The following is a 1,840-nucleotide window of genomic DNA, read 5'->3' on the forward strand; positions in this document are numbered from 1 at the left end:
ATCGCCGCGAAGCAGGAGATGGATGGTTGGATAATCATTCACGATCACGGCTTTGCCGTGAATAATTCAGGTTTACTTTAAAAATATGCAATTTCTGACATCTTTCCATTTGAAGCTATAAAAAATTTTCCCATATCAGAATCAAATAATAATGATTTCTCAGGCTTAAGCATATCCAGCTCTTCCGGTATACTCCTTGCAATAATAAAACTGTTTGAACTCAGGGAAAGCAAATCATGATTGCCTACAAAATATTGTCCTATTGATCTCCAGAAATTTGCACCAAATGTCTGCATACTATATAAAACCAGATCCATCTCATCCTCAATATCTATCCCATAGATCATTTCAGCAACACGAATCAGAAATGTTTTCTCAATGCCTGATATAACTACAATTTGGCGGGATCCCAGATTGTAAACCATTTTCTGGCATATAACTTTTCCAAAGTTTTCACCTTGATAGTTTCTATTTATAATCTTCACATTTGCTGCAACATTGAGAAATGAAATCAAATTTGTATTGATCACATTTTTCAGCTGCTCTTCAAAATCACTATTGTATGAAGATATGGCTGAGATTCCTTTCCCTACAATTGCCATATCTTCTGTTATTATATGTTCCAAAAGCCATCCAATTCCATCTCCCACAAGTTCTGCTATCTCTTTTTTGCTGCATTCATTGCGCTTTACAATGTCTGCTTTTTTTTTCAGCAGCATATTATAAAACTCGTCATGCAGCATCTTATGAAATTCATAACCGGCATAACCTATCTCCCGCATATATATTTCTTCACTCTTTGCATGCCTTTTAAAATATCTAAGCATATATTCCAGAGTTTCCTTCATAAGGAATAACCGGTACTTCGCATCATCTCCTCTCTCCATTACTTTATTATAAATCTGATCTGATATCCGAAACAATTCTTTATGCTCTTCATCAAGTTTATCTATGCCCATAAGATAATTTTTACTCCATTTGATCATTTTGTCGTCTCCCTTCATGTCTTTATACTGTCAATATGCCTGTATTATCCAATTTTGCAGTTAACGCTTTAACCATTATATCATTCCCATTTTACATTTTCAACACGCGAACTTTACATTTTTAATGAAATATAAAAAGCGCCTCCCGGATTCAGAATATATTCATTCTGTTCCAAGAGACGCACTCACTGTCTTTTTATAAAAATGACTACTTATCCTGAATTATTCACGGAGCAATTTCTAATCTAAACCTTGCACCATGAATTGAAAAAATGATCCATGCAGCCATAACTTCTCTCAATTTGTCAGAAAAAAGGGTATAAAATCCCTATGACGAGTTTTTGAGCAATTATCATGCTGTCAAGGTCCATTGACGGTTGCTATTCCAGCTGTACATCCAGCTTACCTATTGCAGAAAGGGTGTCATAAAACTCTTCTTTATATGGACAGCTGCTGCACAGCTTGAATGTGATATATCTTGCTGAACGAACTACTTTTGCAGTAAAATTTGATAAGGTATTCTGGTGAGGAATCCATGTTTGTGACGATAAAGGTATACATGTAAACCATTTGGTTTTCTGGCTTCTCAACCTTGCACACAACGCGTCTTTCATAAGGCCATGGACCAGCTTTGTACATGAATTCACCGTAAACCACAGCGTAGTCTACCTTGTTATTTTGAGTCCGACTGGTAAGTGCATCTGCAAGAAACGACGCTTTTTCACGGAGAACCTTGTTTCCCTTCAGCCGGATGACATAGCTTGTTCCGTTTTCCTCACACTGTTTATAGAGATCAGGAGCTGCAAAACCACTATCGCCGCGAAGCAGGAGATGGATGGTTGGATAATCATTCA

At 36.7% G+C, this 1,840-nt stretch carries 1 protein-coding gene and 1 pseudogene; both read right to left on the reverse strand.

Annotation, left to right across the window (positions count from 1 at the left end; genetic code table 11):
- Window positions 1-77: 77 nt before the first annotated feature.
- Window positions 78-986 (reverse strand): hemerythrin family protein, encoded by a 909-nt coding sequence (locus DW677_RS17915; protein ID WP_181968402.1) that lies wholly within the window; start codon window positions 984-986, stop codon window positions 78-80.
- A gap of 380 nt (window positions 987-1,366) precedes the next feature.
- Window positions 1,367-1,840 (reverse strand): annotated as a pseudogene (locus DW677_RS17920) (transposase); the annotation flags it as partial.

It is taken from the genome of Clostridium sp. AM25-23AC (assembly GCF_003435125.1).
GTDB classification, from domain to species: domain Bacteria; phylum Bacillota; class Clostridia; order Lachnospirales; family Lachnospiraceae; genus Pilosibacter; species Pilosibacter fragilis.